This is a genomic window from Pseudomonas sp. NPDC090201, assembly GCF_044746825.1.
In the GTDB taxonomy this organism is placed as follows: Bacteria; Pseudomonadota; Gammaproteobacteria; order Pseudomonadales; family Pseudomonadaceae; genus Aquipseudomonas; species Aquipseudomonas putida_AD.
Genome location: NZ_JBIVCX010000001.1, coordinates 1,015,827 through 1,030,770, shown reverse-complemented (window position 1 = coordinate 1,030,770; position 14,944 = coordinate 1,015,827). Strand labels below are relative to the sequence as shown.

Genomic DNA, 14,944 nt, shown 5'->3' with positions numbered 1-14,944 from the left:
CGCCCCCGCCGGCAAGCCGTGCTGCTACGGGTCAGTTGTCTGGCAGGCCTTTTGTGAGCAGGTGTGCGATCAGTTTTGCTCGCGTCTGATCCAGAAGCGGGGCGGGGCAGCCATGGCGGGCTGCGGCCTGGCAGGCATAACCCAGCAAATAACTGATCTCCGTTCGTCGCCCCTGCGCCACGTCCTGATACATCGACGAATAATTCGCCGCCGTGGCGCTGATGACGCGAAACACTTCTTCATGCAGCCCGGTCGCCGCGTCGGGCTGTCCACACGCTCTCAGCACGCGGCTGAGCTCATCGCACAATGCGCCCACCTCAGCCGCGTGAGCCTGCAACTCACCATTGCGGCAGCCATAGAGCACCGTCAGCGGATTAATGGCGCAGTTCAGCGCCAACTTGCGCCAAAGACGGCCGAGGATGTCCCCGGTCCACTCACAGGGAATGGCCGCATTGATCAGTTCAGCCATCCAGTCCGGTCCATCCAGTTGCTGCCCATCGCCCAGCCAGTTGAAGCCTTGGCCGGCGAAGACCACGCTGAAGTCCTGATCCCGAAACGCGCCCTCCGTGCTGGAAACAAAGATGCAACGTGCGTCAGGCACCTGCGCCGCGACCGCCTGCTGGCTGCCCAGTCCGTTTTGTAACAGCAGAATGTCGGCACCGGGACTCAGGCGCCCGGCAACGCTGGCCACGGCCCGCTCGGCGTCGTAGGCCTTGCACGCCACCAGCAGCCGCTCGATGGGTTCGTCGGCGTTCAGGGTTTGAGCCGGGATGGCGAAGGTGTGACGTTGCCCTCGCTCGCTCAGCGTCAAACCGCCCTTGGCGGTGTAGGCGGCCAGGCGCACCTCATCGCGCAGAATCAGCCGCACCGGCAACCCTGCGCGAGCCAGTCGCGTCGCCCACAGACTGCCAAGGCTGCCTGCGCCCAGAATGTGCCACACAGTCGGTTTCACAGGCGTTCCCACCGCGAATCCAGGAAAAAGACGGGCAAGGAAAACACAAACGACATCGCAGGCTCACATGAACATCGGGAAAGTCTCGTTATAATGACCGGGCTTTCATACCGTCAAGTCAGGCGTGCTCCATCTACATGTCGAGCCGCGCCGTATCAATTGGAGAATCTACATGCCCTCGTTCGACGTAGTGTCCGAACTGGATAAACACGAAGTCACGAATGCCGTCGACAACGCGATCAAGGAGCTGGACCGTCGCTACGACCTCAAAGGCAAAGGCAGCTTCGAGTTCAAGGAAAAGGATCTGACCGTCAACCTGACCGCTGAAGCCGAGTTCCAGCTGGAGGCCATGATCGAGATCCTCAAGCTGGCGCTGGTCAAGCGCAAGATCGACGTGCAGTGCCTGGAAGTGAAGGATGCCTATGCGTCCGGCAAGCTGATGAAACAGGACGCCGTGCTCAAGGAAGGCATCGACAAGGAGCTGGCGAAGAAGATCGTCGCTCACATCAAGGATGCCAAGCTCAAGGTCCAGGCTGCCATCCAGGGCGAGCAGGTCCGTGTGACCGGCAAGAAGCGTGACGATCTGCAAGAGGCCATCGCGGCCCTGCGTGCCCGTGAATTCGGCATGCCGCTGCAGTTCAACAACTTCCGCGACTGATTGCCTTCTGATTTGCCTCAGCGTCGGGAACCTGACCGGTTTGTGCGCGTCCGAGTGCAGGTCCCTCTGAAACGCTGGCGCTATGGGGTGTCGGCGTTTCTGTCTTCCGTTTTCGCGACCGCGAGGAGAAATAAATGGATTTGGATTTGAACGGCCAGGTCGATCACCTGGTCAAGGCCTCCCAGGCCTGGATTCCCATGGTCATGCAGTACGGCAGCAAGGTGTTGCTGGCGCTGGTGGTATTGCTGGTGGGCTGGTGGCTGATCAACAAGCTTACCGGCCGGGTCAGCGCGCTGCTGGCCTATCGTCAGGTGGACCTGGCCCTGCAGGGCTTCATCGGCAGCCTGGCCAACATCATCCTGAAGATTCTGCTGATCGTCAGCGTGGCCTCGATGATCGGTGTCGAAACCACCTCGTTCGTCGCCGCTATCGGTGCCGCCGGTCTGGCCATTGGCCTGGCGTTGCAGGGCAGCCTTGCGAACTTCGCAGGCGGGGTGCTGATCCTGCTGTTTCGCCCGTTCCGCATCGGTGACTGGATCGAAGCCCAGGGTGTGTCAGGCACCGTGGACAGCATCCAGATTTTCCACACCATTCTGCGCACCGGCGACAACAAGACGGTGATCCTGCCCAACGGCAATCTGTCCAACGGCATCATCACCAATACCAACCGCCAGCCGACGCGCAAGGTCGTGTTCGATGTGGGCGTGGACTACGACGCCGACCTGCAGAAGGCCCGGGAAGTGTTGCTGGAACTGGCCAAGGACCCACGGGTGCTTGCCGACCCGGGGCCCCAGGCAGTGGTTTCCACGCTGGGCGACAGCTCGATCACCGTTTCCCTGCGCCTGTGGACCAAGACCTCGGATTACTGGGATGTGATCTTCATGCTCAACGCCGAGGCGCGTGATCGCCTGCGTGCCGAGAACATCGACATCCCGTTCCCGCAACGGGTGATTCGCGTGGTGCAGGAGCAACAGGAAGCAACGCCTCAGCGTTGATCCTTCGCCCCTGAAGCGCAAAAGCCCCGGCTCGCGAGAGTCCGGGGCTTTTTGTTGCCGCTCGATCAGCTGTAGGAGCGCGCTTGCCCGCGACGCGGTGTATCAGCCCCTGCAAGGGTGACTGATGAATCGCAATCGCGGGCAAGCGCGCTCCTACGGGTTCAGTGTTGCTCTCCGGCGGGGGCTTCGACCGGTTTCTCAGGCTCGGCAGGCTTTTCCTTGCGCAGCTCCTGCGCCCAGTGCAGGGCGATCATGAACAGCGTCGGTACGCCCATCACCGCGGTGGCGAGGAAGAAGTTGTGATACCCGAGCTTCTCCACCATCACGCCCGAATAGCCGCCGATCAGGCGCGGCAACAGCAGCATGATCGAACTGAGCAGCGCGTATTGCGTGGCCGAGAACTTGAGGTTGGTCAGGCTCGACAGGTAGGCCACGAACGCCGATGTCGCCAAGCCCGAGCTGAAGTTGTCCAGCGAGATGGTGACAATCAGCATCTTCAGGTTCGGGCCCATGTCGGCCAGCATCAGGAACAGCAGGTTGGTGGCCGCCGACGTCGCGCCACCGATGAACAGAATCGGCAGGATGCCGAAACGCACGATGGCCAGGCCGCCGAATGCCGCGCCGACCAGCGTCATCACCAGGCCGAAGATCTTGCTGACGCTGGCGATCTGATCCTTGGTGAAGCCCTGGTCGATGTAAAACACGTTGGCCATCACGCCCATCACCGTGTCCGACATGCGATAGGTGGCGATCAGCCCCAGCAGCAACAGCGCCTGCCAGCGATAACGCAGGATGAAGTCGTTGATCGGCGTCAGCACTGGTGCAAGGCCGCGACGCCCGAACGACGACAGGCATGCGCCGGTCAGCAGGGTGTAGAGGATGGCGCGCAGGAAGGCGCGGTCTTCCATCAACAGGTCTTTCCAGGTGGCGTCCTTGAACAGCACGCTGGCGAAATCGGTGTTGTACAGCTGGGTGAACATCGCAGGCACCGACACCAGCAGGATGATCAGCACGAACACCGAGGCCAGTTGGTGGGTGAAGCCGTAGCGCGCTGCCGACAGCTGGGTGCGCAACGGCACAGGCGGTTCGCGCATGATCAGCGAGGTGATCAGCGCCGGCACCATCAGCAGGCCGAACAGCACATAGGTGCCGGTCCACGCCGAATGCTTATAGGCAAAACCGGTAGAGCCGAAGCCTTCGGCGAAATACAGCGCGCCGGCCGTGGCGAGCAGGGCGGCCACGCGATACCCGGCCATGTAACTGGCAGCGAGGGTGGCCTGCTGGCTGTCGGAGGCAATCTCCAGCCGGTAGGCGTCGATGGCGATGTCCTGGGTGGCGGACGAGAAGGCCACCACCACCGCAATCGCGATCAGCCAGGACAGATGCTGCTGCGGATCGCAGAAACCCATGCCGATCAGGCCCATGATCACCAGGGCCTGGGAGAGCACCAGCCAGGAGCGTCGCCGCCCCAGCTTGCCGAGCAGCGGCAGGCGCCACTGGTCGAGGAGGGGAGACCACACCCATTTGAAGGCATAGGCCAGCCCGATCAGGCTGGCGTAACCGATGGTTTCCCGGGCGACACCGGCTTCACGAAGCCAGACCGAGAGCGTGGAAAACACCAGCATATAAGGCATGCCCGCGGCGAAGCCGAGCAACAGCAATACGAGTGTAGAGGGGCTGGCATAAGCGGCGAGCGCGGCGCGCCAGGTTTTGCGGGGCATGGGCTGGAATCTGCCTCAGTTTACGTAAACAAAGCGCGCACTCTAACCGTTGTCCTCTGTCGGACGCCAGCCATGACGCTCCATATCCACACGATTATTACGGATGGTTACCCCTTCGGCCCGCAATCTGGCCCGTTGTTCCTCGCCGGAAACGGTCCCGGACGCCAGGCTCAATCGTCCGCCGGCACCCAATACTCGATGCCACGGCAGGCTGCTGCCGTCTGGCAATTGGCTCAATGTCCTGCCAACGAAGCGTGCCGCTCGTCCTAAACCGGCAAGCTCGGCGAGCTGGCCGTAACTGACGACTTTTCCTTCGGGAACCTGATGCAATGTCAGGTAAAGCGCCGTGCGTCGGGCCTCTGCGGGGGACAGCCCGGTGGGGTCATCTTGCATCGAAATATGTTCGATCACATGTTCGTTCCTGATTGTCTGACGATCGAGAATTTTCCTTCAGGAACTACAGAAAATTCCTACGGTCAGTGATACCTGTGCCGGCGGTCCATGGATTGCCACGACGTTATCCTCACGGATAATGCCCCGTTTCCGCAAACCAGAGCGTTGTAGTTGCTTATGCTGTCCAGAACTTTGCTGTGCCTTGCTATCACCAGTGTTTCCACCCCCTTGCTCGCTGACACCGTCTGGTTGAAGAACGGTGACAAACTGACCGGGACCATCAAGGTCTTCGATGGCGGAAAACTGCTGCTCAATACCAGGTATGCAGGCGATATTCCGCTGGACTGGAAGGAAGTCAAGACGCTGGAAAGCGATCAGCACCTGCTGGTCAAGCAGGATGCCTACACCGGCGAGATTTCCAAATCCCTGCACGCAGCCGACGACGGCAAGGTCACCCTGGCCAACGGCGATGCGCCCAAGACCGTGGATCTGGCCAGCATCCAGCAGATCATGAAGCCCAAGCCCGTGGTCACGGACCTGGTGTGGAAGGGCAACGTCGATGCCGCGCTCGACTTCCAGCGCGCCGACAAGGACACCGATGACTACAACATCGCCTTCAAGACCTCGGCCACTCACGGCCGCTGGCGTCACAACGCCAAGGGCGAATACAACCGCGAAACCCAGGATGACCTGACCACCACCAACAACTGGAGCGCCGAGTACTCCATTGACCGCTTCCTGACCGACAAGTGGTTCTGGGATGGCCGCCTGACCTACAAGCACGACGGCATCGAAGACCTGCGCCGCCAGCGCACCGTGGGTACCGGTCCGGGCTACCAGTTCTGGGATGACGAGTTGGGCGCGTTCAAGGTCGGCACCCTGCTCAACCGTACCGACTTCGAATATTCCAACGGCGCGAAAGACAATTTCTACTCGGTTTCCGGCACCTGGGACTACAACCGCTACCTGATCGGCAAGAAGGTCGAGTTCTTCACCAACGGTGAAGTGGGCAAGCCTATCGGCAGCGTTGCGGACTACAGCCTGGATACCGAAGTCGGCCTGCGCTACAAGGTCACCGAATGGGCCTCGCTCAACGTCAAGGCCGAGAAGGACATCATCAGCGGCTCCGACGACGGCAACCTGAACAAGACCCGCTACACCGCAGGGTTTGGTGTGGCCTGGTAAAGCCTGCTTTATAAAGGTTGTATGCCAGTCGCGTAGTTGGCTGGCAACACGACCTGTAGGAGTGAGCTTGCTCGCGATTGCGTTGTGTCAGGTGTCGATGACTGTGATGACACACCGCTATCGCGAGCAAGCTCACTCCTACAGGGGCAGTGCTGAGTCGAAAAAAATTACGCGAAATCCCCGCAAAATCGTCACGCATCCTCAATCTGGCACCCGTTCGCGATAACGATTATCGTGTGGCCTCTACCTTCTGTTCAGGAGCCACACCATGAGCGTCAAAGCCAACCGGCAAGCCCGAGCCCTGCTGCTCAAGGAGTATCGCGGCGTGCTGTCGACCCATTCCAAGTCGATGCCCGGTTATCCCTTTGGCTCCGTGGTGCCGTATTGCCTGGATGACCAGGGCCGCCCGCTGATCCTCATCAGCCGTATTGCCCAGCACACCCACAATCTGCAGCGCGACGACAAGTGCTCGCTGCTGGTGGGCGAGCGTGAGGCCGAAGACATCCAGGCCGTAGGCCGCGTGACCGTCATGGCCCAGGCGCAGAAACTCACCGACGAAGCCGCCATCGCCGCCGCAGCACAACGCTACTACCGCTTTTTCCCGGATTCCGAGAGCTACCACAGCGCCCATGATTTCGATTTCTGGGTCCTGGTGCCGGTGCGCTACCGCTACATCGGCGGCTTTGGCGCGATCCACTGGCTCGACGAGGTGGCGCTGGCCAACCCGTTCGCGGGTCAGGCCGAGACCGGCATGGTCGAGCACATGAATGAAGACCACACCAAGGCCATCGCCCATTACGTCGAACTGGCCGGCCTGCCGCAAACGGAGCCTGCGCAACTGGTCGGTATCGACGCCGAGGGCATGCACCTGCGCATCGGCCAGGGCGTCTACTGGCTGGCCTTTGCCGAGCCTTGCAATACGCCGACACAAGTCCGCCAGGCCTTGGTTCAGCTGGCTCACGCCGAAAAATGGCCGACCGTTGAAGCAACCGAGGCTTGAATTAACGACTTTGCGACTTCACCTAGTGTCTACTGGAAGCCTTCTTCCGTTGAGGAAACTATTTGATGCGCGCTTTTCTACTGCTTTTATTGCTTTTTCCGGTGCTCGAGCTGTTCGTGCTGGTGAAAGTCGGCATGTCCATCGGTTTTCTGGCGACCTTCCTGCTGGTCGTCGCCGGTTCCATGCTCGGGATCTTCGTGATTCGCGTCGCAGGCCTTGCGACCGCCATGAGCGCCCGTGAAAGTCTGGCGCGGGGCGAGTTGCCCGCGCAGCAGATGATGGACGGCCTGATGATGACAGTCGGCGGTGGCCTGCTGGTGCTGCCCGGTTTCATCAGTGACGTGCTGGGCCTGATCTGCCTGATGCCGTTCACCCGCCGCCTGCTGGCGAACAAGGTGCGCCAGCGTGCCCAGGCCCAGGCCGACCGTCAGCGTGCGTTCGCCGACGACCTGCGTTCGGCGGGGCCGATGAATCCGGGTGCTGCTCGTCCCGGTGCCCGTCGCCCCGAGGTGATCGAAGGTGAGGTCATCGAAGGCGAGTACGAACCTGTCGACAAGAAGTGATCCGCACTGCGATGCGAGCACGGCACCTTCGGGTGCCGTGTCCGTTTTCGTTCCCGGGGTTTGTAAAAAAAAAATCCGGCCAGCCTTGTAATCAGCTTGCACGCCCTTATGTATGGGTCACCGCAAGGTTTCTGGCGCATTTCGTCAGACCGTATTCTGCGGTTCGCCTGCGAACCGCAACCGGCAAGCCCGGATGTTTTAACCGGCCGGTGTCAGCACCGGGCGTTCAAAAACCATAATTAGGAGATCGACAATGAAGCTTCGTCCTCTGCATGACCGCGTCGTAATCCGTCGCAGCGAAGAAGAAACCAAGACTGCTGGCGGTATCGTGCTGCCAGGTTCGGCTGCTGAAAAACCAAACCGTGGCGAAGTCATCGCTGTCGGCGCTGGTCGCATCCTGGACAACGGTGAAGTACGTGCGCTGGCCGTGAAAGTGGGTGACAAAGTGGTGTTCGGCCCTTACTCCGGCAGCAACACTGTGAAAGTAGACGGCGAAGACCTGCTGGTGATGAGCGAGAACGAAATTCTCGCGGTCGTCGAAGGCTGAGTTGATACCCCGCATTTCCCGTTACTACAAAGTATTTAAGGAATAACGATCATGGCTGCTAAAGAAGTTAAATTCGGCGACGCTGGCCGTAAAAAGATGCTGGCTGGTGTAAACGTCCTGGCCGACGCCGTCAAAGCGACCCTGGGCCCGAAAGGCCGTAACGTCATCATCGAGAAAAGCTTCGGCGCTCCTCTGATCACCAAAGACGGTGTATCGGTTGCCAAAGAAATCGAACTCAAAGACCGTTTCGAAAACATGGGCGCGCAGCTGGTCAAAGACGTTGCCTCCCGTGCCAACGACGACGCCGGTGACGGTACCACCACCGCTACCGTTCTGGCTCAAGCCATCGTCAACGAAGGCCTGAAAGCCGTCGCTGCCGGCATGAACCCGATGGACCTCAAGCGCGGCATCGACAAGGCGACCATCGCCATCGTTGCTGAACTGAAGAAACTGTCCAAGCCTTGCACCGACACCAAAGCCATCGCTCAGGTCGGCACCATCTCGGCCAACTCCGACAACTCCATCGGCGACATCATTGCCGAAGCCATGGAAAAAGTGACCAAAGACGGCGTTATCACCGTTGAAGAAGGCACTGGCCTGGAAAACGAACTGTCGGTTGTAGAAGGCATGCAGTTCGACCGTGGCTACCTGTCCCCGTACTTCATCAACAAGCCGGACACCATGGTTGCCGAGCTGGACAGCCCGCTGCTGCTGCTGGTTGACAAGAAGATCTCCAACATCCGCGAAATGCTGCCAGTGCTGGAAGCCGTTGCCAAAGCCGGCCGTCCGCTGCTGATCGTTGCCGAAGACGTCGAAGGCGAAGCCCTGGCGACTCTGGTCGTGAACAACATGCGTGGCATCGTCAAAGTCGCAGCCGTCAAGGCGCCAGGCTTCGGCGACCGTCGCAAGGCCATGCTGCAGGACATCGCTGTCCTGACCGGCGGTACCGTTATCTCCGAAGAGATCGGTCTGAGCCTGGAAACCACTACCCTGGAACACCTGGGCAATGCCAAGCGCGTCGTTCTGAACAAAGAAAACACCACCATCATCGACGGTGCTGGCGTTCGTACTGACATCGACGGCCGTATCGCCCAGATCCGTCAGCAGATCGGCGACACTTCGTCCGACTACGACAAAGAGAAACTGCAAGAGCGTCTGGCCAAGCTGTCCGGCGGCGTTGCAGTGATCAAGGTCGGTGCTGGTTCCGAAGTTGAAATGAAAGAGAAGAAAGCCCGCGTTGAAGACGCCCTGCACGCAACCCGCGCAGCCGTCGAAGAAGGCGTGGTACCTGGCGGTGGCGTGGCGCTGGTTCGCTCGCTGCAGGCCATCTCCGAACTGAAAGGTGACAACGCCGATCAGAACGTCGGTATCGCTCTGCTGCGTCGCGCTGTTGAAGCGCCACTGCGCCAGATCGTTGCCAACTCCGGCGACGAGCCAAGCGTAGTCGTCGACAAGGTCAAGCAAGGTTTGGGTAACTTCGGTTACAACGCAGCTTCCGGCGAATACGGCGACATGATCGAAATGGGTATCCTGGACCCGGCCAAAGTGACTCGCTCTGCTCTGCAGGCGGCGTCCTCGATTGCCAGTCTGATGATCACCACCGAAGCGATGATCGCTGACGTGGCAGAAGAAAAGCCTGCAGCTGGCGGCATGCCAGACATGGGCGGCATGGGTGGCATGGGCGGCATGATGTAAGCCAGCCTTACCCCGATGTACAAAAAACCCCGCTTCGGCGGGGTTTTTTTATGGGTGGGATTTTTTGAAAGGGGGCGTTGGGTTTTAGCCTGGTTTGGGATCGCCACGTTGATGCCCTTCGGGCGCATCGCGGGCAAGCGCGCTCCTACATTTTTTGCAACGTGCCGCATTCTGAAAGATCACCTTGTTCGCCTTTGGCATTCCAACCCGATTTCAAGTGAACCCCAAAGGCTACCAACTCGGTCCATGGGGCATGGCACGTTGCAACAAATGTAGGAGCGCGCTTGCCCGCGATAGCGCCCGCCAGGGCATCAGAGTAACGATCCAAAGCCAACTACCCCGAAACCGCCGCCCCCTCGACCACCTTGTCTTTCCCGCCCACCGGCCGGTACAACACGGCGTAATAGGCCCCCAGGCAGATCAGCCAGCAAAACACCGCCGTCCAGATGTTGTGAGAGAAGAAATGCGCGCCCTGCAGCATCCGGCCGACGGAAAACACCGTGCCCAGCCCGAATGCGAAGACCAGCCCGGCCTTGGCCAGACGGGGCTTGCGATCGCGAAACACAAAGAACAGCGCAAACAGGGTAAAGCCAGTCGCGGCATGACCACCTGGCCAGCAGCGACCCGGTTTGTCAGTCTGTGGGCGAGGGGCCAGCAGTTCGCTGTAGGTTTCCTGGCCGCCGAATTCGGTCAGGCTCCAGGGACACTGCACGGAGGTCACCACTTTGACCGGCGTGACGAAGCTGGTGGACAACGCCATCGACAGCACCAGGCAGCCAAGCTCGCGTTTCCATGACTTGAGCGGCCCGACGAAGAAAGAGGCGACGAAACCGGCAAATGACAGCACCCCCATTGCAATCACGGCCTGTTTGGCGCGGTCGTGAAGTATGTTTTCCAGAAAGTAACTGTGCTTGCCGATGAACCCGCCCGCAGCCGGATCGTAGGCCAGCTTGGCGATGTCCATGTCCAGCGAAGTGAGTTCCAGCAACAGCAGGGTGATGGCGGTGATCGCCGGAATACCCAGATAAACCCAAAGGTTGATCGGGCGCGAGGCGGGCCGTTCGAAAACGTCTGACATGGGAAATCCCGTGTAATGGCAAGGAGGTTGACCGAGAGCGTTCGGCAGTCTGTACCCCGGCCTGTCGCCGGGCTGTGAATCACGAGTGAAAAAAACGTTATGCACTCGGGCGCTGGCCCTCGGGCGCGCTTGGCCTTAAGCTGCCGCCAACTCTGACTCATCGAGTGCACAGGCTTGCGCTGTGCCCGGGTCACGCCGACAACCGCATATGGAGACATGCACCCATGAGAATTCTGCTGGTTGAGGACAACCGCGACATCTTGGCGAACCTGGCCGACTACCTGGGTTTGAAGGGCTATACCGTGGATTGCGCGCAGGACGGCCTGTCCGGACTGCACCTTGCCGCCACCGAACACTACGACCTGATCGTGCTCGACATCATGCTGCCCGGCATCGACGGCTACACCCTGTGCAAGCGACTGCGTGAAGATGCCCGTCGCGACACGCCGGTCATCATGCTCACCGCCCGCGACCAGCTCGATGATCGTCTGCAAGGCTTCCGTTCCGGCGCCGACGATTACCTGCTCAAGCCCTTTGCGCTTTCAGAGCTGGCTGCGCGCATCGAGGCGGTCCTGCGTCGCGCCCAGGGCGGCGGCCGGCGCACCTTGCAGGTGGCTGACCTGATCTATGACCTGGACACCCTGGAAGTCACTCGCGAAGGCCGCATGCTCAAGCTCAACCCGGTGGGCCTCAAGCTGCTGGCCGTACTGATGCAGAAGAGCCCTCATGTGCTGCGTCGCGAAATTCTCGAAGAAGCATTGTGGGGCGACGATTGCCCGGACAGCGACAGCCTGCGCAGCCACGTCCACCAGTTGCGTCAGGTGATCGACAAGCCATTCGCCAAACCGCTGCTGCAGACCGTGCACGGTGTCGGATACCGTCTGGCCGAGGGCCGCGATGGAGTTTAAGCAGAGCCTTGCCCAGCGGATCATCATCGCCTTTGCGTTGATGAGCGCGCTGGTGGCCGGGTCGTTCGCCATGGGCATCGTCGCGACGGTGCACCTGGTGGAAGAAAAGCTGATCTCGTCAGGCTTGGGGGGGGACCTCACCCGCCTGTTGTTGATGGACAGTGTCGAGGACTGGAGCCACCGGCCCGAGCCCGACCAGTTGTTCTATTTCAGCGGCGGGCCGGGTGACTTCGAATTGCCCAAGGATCTGCGGCATCTGGAGCCGGGCTTTCACGAAGTGTTTCGCGGCCCGCTGTCGTACCACGCCATGGTCGAAGTAGTGGACGGCCGTCATTACGTGCTGCTGCAGGATCAGAGCGACTTCGAAGAGCGCGAGCGCGTGCTGTTCGCCGTGGTGCTGGTGGGCTTCGTGCTGGCGCTGGCGCTGGCGGTTTTCCTGGGCTGGGTGCTTGCCCGTCGGGTCATGGCACCGGTGGTGCGCCTGGCGCGCCAGGTACGCCATCGTGACCAGTTGCTGGGCCTGGCACCGCCTCTGGCCCCGGACTATGCGGCCGATGAAGTGGGGGAACTGGCAGTGGCCTTCGACGCCACCCTGGGTCGCCTGCGCGATGCCTTGACCCGCGAGCGCATGTTCACCAGCGACGTCAGCCACGAGCTGCGCACCCCGCTGATGGTGCTGGCAAGTTCTTGCGAACTGCTGCTGGAAAACCCGGCGCTGGATCAGCGCGCCCGTGCCCAGGTCGAGCGCATCGAACGTGCCTGCGAAGAGATGCGTGATCTGGTGCAGACCTTCCTGATGCTGGCCCGCACCCAGCGCGACGACGCCAGCATGAACCCCCAGTTGACCCTGCAGGGCGCGGCCCAACAGCTGCTGACCCTGTGGCGCGAGCCTATCGAGGCCAAGGGGTTGTTGCTTGAATACCACCCCGAGCATGCGTCCCACGGCAATTACAACGCGACCTTCCTGTACGCGGTGATGGGCAACCTGCTGCGAAATGCGCTGCACTACACCGATCACGGCTTCATTCGCCTGACGCTGCTGGCGCAGGGCTTTACCGTCGAGGATTCGGGCGTCGGCATTCCCGAAGAAAAGCGCGAGGCGATGTTCCAGCCGTTCGTGCGCGGTAACGAGAAGCGCGGGGAGGGCCTGGGGCTTGGGCTGTCGCTGGTTCAGCGGATCTGCGAGAACCAGGGCTGGACGGTAAGCCTGGACCACATGCAGCCGAATGGCTGTCGATTCAGCGTCGAATTCAAGAAACGTACGGAGTGATAGCGGCAACACCGAGTTGGTACAAATGTACAGACAATGTAAAGTTTGCTGTGATCGTGCAGCTTATGGCCATATGCTAGCCCTATCTTCTGGTAAAACCTCGTAACATTTGCGCGGCGCTCTGGACGTTTTTTTCACATTCAAGTGACCTGAGGATCACGTAAATCCCCTTAGTTTTGGCGGTATCACCTTCAGGAGATACAGCCATGAGCAAGCGGGTAGAGCTTGATTTCTCACGTAAATACGACGACGAGCACGCCAGAAAATATTTTCGCAAGCACCGGGACGGATTCGCCCGGCAGATGTCTGATCGTCGCGACAAGCAGTTGGCCCGCCGCGCACTGGCGCTGGCAGGTGAGCCGGGACTGGTTCTGGACCTGCCCTGTGGCGCCGGTCGTTTCTGGCCGCTGCTGGCGGAAAAGGCCAATCGGGTCATCATCGGGGCCGACAATTCGGCGTCGATGGTCAAGACCGCCTGCGAGTCGCAGCCGGCCGAGGTGGTGAAACGGGTACAGCCCTTGCAGACATCTGCATTCGCCATCGACATGCCTGACAACGCTGTAGACAACATCTTCTGCATGCGTCTTTTGCACCATGTAGGAAACCCGGAAGACAGAGCAGTGCTGCTCAACGAGTTTCATCGAGTCACCCGCGACAGCGTGATCATTTCGTTGTGGGTCGATGGCAATTTCAAAGCCTGGAAACGCAAGCGTGCCGAGCGTAACCGCCATCAGGAGGGTTACCAGAACCGCTTTGTGTTACCGGTGGCCACAGTCGAGGCCGAGTTCGAACAGGCAGGATTCCGCATCCAGGAACGACTGGATTTCCTGCCGTTGTACGCCATGTGGCGAGTGTATCTATTACGTAAGAGGTAACAGGATGGCCGTGGATTTCGCAGCTGAGTTGACCGTTCCCGCCAAGGACCGTTTTGCCTATTTCTGGAATACCAAGGGTGATTGGGTAGAAGAGCCCAACGTTCGTCGCGGTGGGGAAAGTGGCGTTCAGCGTGTCGTGTCGGAGAATGGCCGCCTGCTGTACGTCAAGCGCCAGGTCGGTCACATCTACCGCAGCTGGCTGCATCCCTTCGGTCGCCCGACGGTGCTGCGCGAGCGCGATGCCCTCGAGGGCTTGCGTCAACTCGATGTCAACGTGCCGCGCATGGTGTTCTGCGGTGCCGAGCGTGACGAGAACAACCAGTGGCGAGCCCTCTTGGTGACCGCTGCGCTGGAGGGCTACGACGAGTACGAGAACTGGCTGAAGGCCGGTGGTCGCGAGCAGTTCGGCGAGGCTGTTCATGAGCAGATGCTCAAGGAACTGGCGCAGAACCTGGCGCGCATGCACAAGGGGCGCTGGCAGCACAGTTGCATCTATATCAAGCACGTTTTCGTCCGCGTGGTGGGCGAGGGTGCGAACGCCAGGCCTGAAGTGGCGCTGCTGGATCTGGAGAAATGCCGTCAGCGTCTGACCGCCTACGGCGCCGCCCAGCACGACATGAAGCAGTTGCGTCGCCATTCGTCGTTCCAGCCTGCGGACTGGAAGAAGCTCGTCTACTTTTACGAGACGGCGTTTGGCAGCCCCATCAAAGGTTTAGATCGATGAAGTTAGAACTGGCGCGAGGTTTGTTTGTAGTCGGGGCGTTGGGCATCGCATCCATAGCCATGGCAGCCTGGGAGCAACCCAGACCGAAGATTCTGAGCGCAGTACACGGCGAGGGGCAATGTGCCTTGCCGCGGGTGGCGAAGATCGACTCGCCCGTTCGCCCGGATCACGATCTGCTGTTGTTGATGTTCGGGCTGGCCCAGGGTTCGGGGCCGCAGCATTGAGAGCACCATGTGACAAAAAAGCCCCGAGGATTCGGGGCTTTTTTGTATCTGTTGGCTTTGGATTCTTATGGTGATGCCTTCGGGCCTTGTCGCGGGCAAGCGCGCTCCTACATTTGTTGAAACGTGCCATGGCCTGATGGACCGAGGCTAGTAACG

16 protein-coding genes are annotated in these 14,944 nt (G+C 60.4%); 12 read left to right on the top strand and 4 right to left on the bottom strand.

Annotated features, from left to right (window positions below; translation table 11 throughout):
* Window positions 1-31: 31 nt before the first annotated feature.
* Entirely contained in the window at window positions 32-952 is a 921-nt protein-coding gene (locus ACIPOO_RS04715) for a putative 2-dehydropantoate 2-reductase (protein WP_400604771.1), read from the bottom strand.
* 172 nt (window positions 953-1,124) lie between these two features.
* Between ACIPOO_RS04715 and ACIPOO_RS04710 the strand changes: the two genes are divergently transcribed.
* Both ACIPOO_RS04710 and ACIPOO_RS04705 read left to right on the top strand, forming a co-directional pair.
* Complete coding sequence (locus tag ACIPOO_RS04710) at window positions 1,125-1,610, top strand: YajQ family cyclic di-GMP-binding protein (protein WP_274135946.1); 486 nt, start codon at window positions 1,125-1,127, stop codon at window positions 1,608-1,610.
* Window positions 1,611-1,750: 140 nt separating this feature from the next.
* A complete protein-coding gene (locus ACIPOO_RS04705; RefSeq protein WP_274135978.1) occupies window positions 1,751-2,605 on the top strand; it encodes a mechanosensitive ion channel family protein in 855 nt (284 codons plus the stop codon).
* Window positions 2,606-2,766: 161 nt separating this feature from the next.
* On the opposite strand, the gene ACIPOO_RS04700 is transcribed toward ACIPOO_RS04705, so the two are convergent.
* Window positions 2,767-4,326: an AmpG family muropeptide MFS transporter gene (locus tag ACIPOO_RS04700; protein ID WP_274135947.1), complete on the bottom strand. Its 1,560-nt coding sequence runs from the start codon at window positions 4,324-4,326 to the stop codon at window positions 2,767-2,769.
* A 42-nt stretch (window positions 4,327-4,368) separates the two neighbouring features.
* Window positions 4,369-4,719, bottom strand: coding sequence for an MGMT family protein (locus ACIPOO_RS04695; RefSeq protein ID WP_400605190.1), 351 nt, complete (start codon window positions 4,717-4,719; stop codon window positions 4,369-4,371).
* Between the two features lie 177 nt (window positions 4,720-4,896).
* Here ACIPOO_RS04695 and ACIPOO_RS04690 point away from each other — a divergent pair, with 177 nt between their 5' ends.
* The 5 genes from ACIPOO_RS04690 (at window position 4,897) to groL (ending at window position 9,709) form a co-directional block, all read left to right on the top strand.
* Window positions 4,897-5,904, top strand: coding sequence for a DUF481 domain-containing protein (locus ACIPOO_RS04690; RefSeq protein ID WP_400604768.1), 1,008 nt, complete (start codon window positions 4,897-4,899; stop codon window positions 5,902-5,904).
* 268 nt (window positions 5,905-6,172) lie between these two features.
* Window positions 6,173-6,904, top strand: coding sequence for a HugZ family protein (locus ACIPOO_RS04685; protein WP_400604766.1), 732 nt, complete (start codon window positions 6,173-6,175; stop codon window positions 6,902-6,904).
* Window positions 6,905-6,969: 65 nt separating this feature from the next.
* A complete protein-coding gene (locus ACIPOO_RS04680; RefSeq protein ID WP_400604764.1) occupies window positions 6,970-7,467 on the top strand; it encodes an FxsA family protein in 498 nt (165 codons plus the stop codon).
* Window positions 7,468-7,720: 253 nt separating this feature from the next.
* A complete protein-coding gene (locus ACIPOO_RS04675; RefSeq protein ID WP_274135953.1) occupies window positions 7,721-8,014 on the top strand; it encodes a co-chaperone GroES in 294 nt (97 codons plus the stop codon).
* A gap of 51 nt (window positions 8,015-8,065) precedes the next feature.
* Window positions 8,066-9,709 (top strand): chaperonin GroEL, encoded by a 1,644-nt coding sequence (groL, locus tag ACIPOO_RS04670; RefSeq protein ID WP_400604762.1) that lies wholly within the window; start codon window positions 8,066-8,068, stop codon window positions 9,707-9,709.
* A 334-nt stretch (window positions 9,710-10,043) separates the two neighbouring features.
* On the opposite strand, the gene ACIPOO_RS04665 is transcribed toward groL, so the two are convergent.
* Complete coding sequence (locus ACIPOO_RS04665) at window positions 10,044-10,787, bottom strand: phosphatase PAP2 family protein (protein WP_400604760.1); 744 nt, start codon at window positions 10,785-10,787, stop codon at window positions 10,044-10,046.
* Window positions 10,788-11,011: 224 nt separating this feature from the next.
* Between ACIPOO_RS04665 and colR the strand changes: the two genes are divergently transcribed.
* The 5 genes from colR (at window position 11,012) to ACIPOO_RS04640 (ending at window position 14,788) form a co-directional block, all read left to right on the top strand.
* Complete coding sequence (colR, locus tag ACIPOO_RS04660; RefSeq protein WP_081565296.1) at window positions 11,012-11,695, top strand: two-component system response regulator ColR; 684 nt, start codon at window positions 11,012-11,014, stop codon at window positions 11,693-11,695.
* Window positions 11,685-12,965, top strand: coding sequence for a HAMP domain-containing sensor histidine kinase (locus tag ACIPOO_RS04655; protein WP_274135958.1), 1,281 nt, complete (start codon window positions 11,685-11,687; stop codon window positions 12,963-12,965). Before colR ends, ACIPOO_RS04655 begins: the two co-directional genes overlap by 11 nt.
* Before the next feature lie 206 nt (window positions 12,966-13,171).
* Complete coding sequence (locus ACIPOO_RS04650) at window positions 13,172-13,840, top strand: class I SAM-dependent methyltransferase (protein ID WP_274135959.1); 669 nt, start codon at window positions 13,172-13,174, stop codon at window positions 13,838-13,840.
* 4 nt (window positions 13,841-13,844) lie between these two features.
* On the top strand, window positions 13,845-14,564 hold the full coding sequence (locus ACIPOO_RS04645; RefSeq protein ID WP_400604757.1) for a lipopolysaccharide kinase InaA family protein: 720 nt from the start codon (window positions 13,845-13,847) through the stop codon (window positions 14,562-14,564).
* Window positions 14,561-14,788 carry a hypothetical protein gene (locus tag ACIPOO_RS04640; protein ID WP_274135963.1) on the top strand — a complete coding sequence of 76 codons (228 nt, stop codon included), beginning with the start codon at window positions 14,561-14,563 and terminating at the stop codon, window positions 14,786-14,788. Before ACIPOO_RS04645 ends, ACIPOO_RS04640 begins: the two co-directional genes overlap by 4 nt.
* The last annotated feature ends 156 nt before the right edge of the window (window positions 14,789-14,944 follow it).

Coding starts and splice junctions, on each gene's coding strand:
- ACIPOO_RS04675 (WP_274135953.1), top strand. CDS start 7,721: ATGAAGCTTCGTCCTCTGCATGACCGCGTCGTAATCCGTCGCAGCGAA.
- ACIPOO_RS04655 (WP_274135958.1), top strand. CDS start 11,685: ATGGAGTTTAAGCAGAGCCTTGCCCAGCGGATCATCATCGCCTTTGCG.
- ACIPOO_RS04710 (WP_274135946.1), top strand. CDS start 1,125: ATGCCCTCGTTCGACGTAGTGTCCGAACTGGATAAACACGAAGTCACG.
- ACIPOO_RS04640 (WP_274135963.1), top strand. CDS start 14,561: ATGAAGTTAGAACTGGCGCGAGGTTTGTTTGTAGTCGGGGCGTTGGGC.
- colR (WP_081565296.1), top strand. CDS start 11,012: ATGAGAATTCTGCTGGTTGAGGACAACCGCGACATCTTGGCGAACCTG.
- ACIPOO_RS04665 (WP_400604760.1), bottom strand. CDS start 10,787: ATGTCAGACGTTTTCGAACGGCCCGCCTCGCGCCCGATCAACCTTTGG.
- groL (WP_400604762.1), top strand. CDS start 8,066: ATGGCTGCTAAAGAAGTTAAATTCGGCGACGCTGGCCGTAAAAAGATG.
- ACIPOO_RS04685 (WP_400604766.1), top strand. CDS start 6,173: ATGAGCGTCAAAGCCAACCGGCAAGCCCGAGCCCTGCTGCTCAAGGAG.
- ACIPOO_RS04700 (WP_274135947.1), bottom strand. CDS start 4,326: ATGCCCCGCAAAACCTGGCGCGCCGCGCTCGCCGCTTATGCCAGCCCC.
- ACIPOO_RS04690 (WP_400604768.1), top strand. CDS start 4,897: ATGCTGTCCAGAACTTTGCTGTGCCTTGCTATCACCAGTGTTTCCACC.
- ACIPOO_RS04680 (WP_400604764.1), top strand. CDS start 6,970: ATGCGCGCTTTTCTACTGCTTTTATTGCTTTTTCCGGTGCTCGAGCTG.
- ACIPOO_RS04695 (WP_400605190.1), bottom strand. CDS start 4,719: ATGCAAGATGACCCCACCGGGCTGTCCCCCGCAGAGGCCCGACGCACG.
- ACIPOO_RS04645 (WP_400604757.1), top strand. CDS start 13,845: ATGGCCGTGGATTTCGCAGCTGAGTTGACCGTTCCCGCCAAGGACCGT.
- ACIPOO_RS04650 (WP_274135959.1), top strand. CDS start 13,172: ATGAGCAAGCGGGTAGAGCTTGATTTCTCACGTAAATACGACGACGAG.